The 2,134-nt window shown below is 56.9% G+C and carries 3 protein-coding genes; 1 reads left to right on the top strand and 2 read right to left on the bottom strand.

All coding sequences use genetic code 11. The annotated features are described in order from the left end of the window. Nucleotides 1–153, top strand: coding sequence for a carboxymuconolactone decarboxylase family protein (locus tag WB528_RS13910; RefSeq protein WP_423888993.1), 153 nt, complete (start codon nt 1–3; stop codon nt 151–153). A gap of 473 nt (nt 154–626) precedes the next feature. Here the strand turns inward: WB528_RS13910 and WB528_RS13905 are convergent, their stop codons facing one another. Together WB528_RS13905 and WB528_RS13900 are read right to left on the bottom strand one after the other, a co-directional pair. Beyond that, nucleotides 627–1,115 carry a hypothetical protein gene (locus tag WB528_RS13905; protein ID WP_423888992.1) on the bottom strand — a complete coding sequence of 163 codons (489 nt, stop codon included), beginning with the start codon at nt 1,113–1,115 and terminating at the stop codon, nt 627–629. Continuing rightward, on the bottom strand, nt 1,094–1,819 hold the full coding sequence (locus WB528_RS13900; protein ID WP_423888991.1) for a sensor histidine kinase: 726 nt from the start codon (nt 1,817–1,819) through the stop codon (nt 1,094–1,096). Before WB528_RS13900 ends, WB528_RS13905 begins: the two co-directional genes overlap by 22 nt. Nucleotides 1,820–2,134 lie beyond the last annotated feature (315 nt).

Below are 2,134 nucleotides of genomic sequence, written 5' to 3'. Positions count from 1 at the left end.
ATGGTTGGAGCTAAAGCGTATATCGCCTACCATGTACGTGATGCACTTGCAGCTGGTGCCACTCGTCCTGAAGTGCCTGAAGCTCTTGGCGTGGCAGTAATGATGGGAGGCGGGCCCGCAGCCATGTATGCCTGCGTGCATTGGCCGCGCTAGAGCAGTTCGGGGACGAGCCAAGGCAATGACGAGTGTAATCGCAGCGCGCCAGAGCGATCTAGCTGGAAGACGGTAATCCAGGCCGGACTCATCGCCTCTTTGCAGGTATGCCAATACGCGCTGCTTTTGGCGTCTATCGCTCTCCCATCCCCTGGGCGGGTTCGATGGCCCAGTCGGGCGCCAAGAAGCCGGCGAAAGCCGCCGAGATGCATTTGATCCTGAAAGTATTTGGCGGCCGGCCCGTAGAGCGCCACAGCCGCAAAGCCCACCAAAAAAAAAGCCTCACGTGCCCATCGTAAGTCCAAGAGCGGGGCTCCCCACCAGATGAGGATGGGTCGCGCTTCGCGCCGTTCCCGTATCGGCTGTCTCGACCATGTCGCGCTCCGCGCCCAACCGTGGTGCAGGTAGAAGTAGCGAGCTGGTTGAAGTGGTCGCCCCGCTCCGAGGCGGCCACTGGTGATTTGGTAGGAGACTCAGATCACCGGCGACAATCGCCGCAGGGCAGCGACTTCAGTTGCAGTCCTCGCCTCCGCGGGCAGCTGCAGAACCACGGCGTGCTGTCCCTCCCACAAGGAGGTCAAAAGCACCACCTGGCCGTCAGGGCATTCCAAGGCGTCGTGATGCGTCGAAACATTGCCTTTGTTAACCTGACGAAAGATAGCTGTCTTGTGCTTGATCCGTTTGCCACGCCACGCAAATAGGCCGGGGACACACCTGATTTCATCGGCAAAAGACAACTCGGTTCCCGGCATGACGCAAACCGCCGTGTTGGCGTCTTCCGCTGCCGCAAACCCTCGTGTGCCCGTGCCAAAGTCGCGCGTGAACAGCTTGTCGCCAACTTTCGCAGGTCGCGATTTAACGCTGTGAAGGCTGTAGTCACACATTTCAGCTCCCTTATGGTAGAAGCCCCCAAGCCAACGAAATTTGCCGTTCTGTTCGCCTAACGCATGAGCGAGCCGCAAGCGCGTTTGCGCTCCTTGCTATGATTGGAATGGATCAACGACACGCAAGTGCCCTTTGTGCCGCTCGTAACCGCGATGCAAGCATCCAATTCCTTTGCCAGCGCATCGATGATCTTACTGCCGTGTCCTGTGCTCATGTCCTTCGCCGGCGCATTGGATAGTCCAACTCCATCGTCCGATACCGAGAGCCTCCAACCAAGTTCAAAAGTTTTGAAGCAGATGATAATTTTCCCGCGACGATCCTTTGGAAAAGCGTGCCTTAACGCATTGATGACTAGCTCAGTCACGATGAGACCCATTGCCACCGCTTCATTCGATTCCATCACCGCCCGGGTCTCTACTATGACTGAAAGGCGCACGTCCTCGGTCAAGGACTTTGCTAGTCTCTCTACGAGCTCGGATAGATAGTCGCCGATCTGGATCATACTCGGTTGCTTTGAATCCAAAAGCTGCCTCTGCACACCGGCTACGGACATAACACGGGCGTAGGCATCCAGGAGATGCAGGCGGGCGTCATCGGACTTCACTGTCCTTGCCTTCAACGAAAGGATGCCAGCAACGATCTGCAGGCTGTTGGCGACGCGGTGCTGCATTTCCCGAATTAGCAGCTCTTGGTGCCTGACAGCATCAGTCTTCAACCGTGCGTCGGGACGCACGATCGCGCCTTCCAGTGCGTTTTGCCTATACTCGGAGGTTTGAATCATAACATCCCTCCCCACGGCCCCGCATTAGGGTTCCACTCGAGCGCGTACACGCAATTGATCCAGATCAAAGTTACCAGAATATAGGTCGGTCGCGACTGCGGGGGAACATTGATCAGGCGCAATATCGAAGGTCAGTGCAGTCGCTCTCTGAGTGCTTAAGCTTGCGAGCGTAATAATCCGCTCCGTCGTGTCACCCATTCGTTCGCGACGATCCGCGAAAACAGGTCGAAGGTAGGAGACGCCCCCATGCATAGAGCTTTCGGAGTTCTGACAGCCTGCGCCATCATCGCATTCACTACCTTTCCAGCATTGGCT

It is taken from the genome of Bradyrhizobium sp., assembly GCF_049586575.1.
Taxonomy (GTDB): domain Bacteria; phylum Pseudomonadota; class Alphaproteobacteria; order Rhizobiales; family Xanthobacteraceae; genus Bradyrhizobium.
The sequence above is the reverse complement of the archived record's forward strand: the minus strand, read 5'-3'. Positions and strand labels throughout refer to the sequence as shown.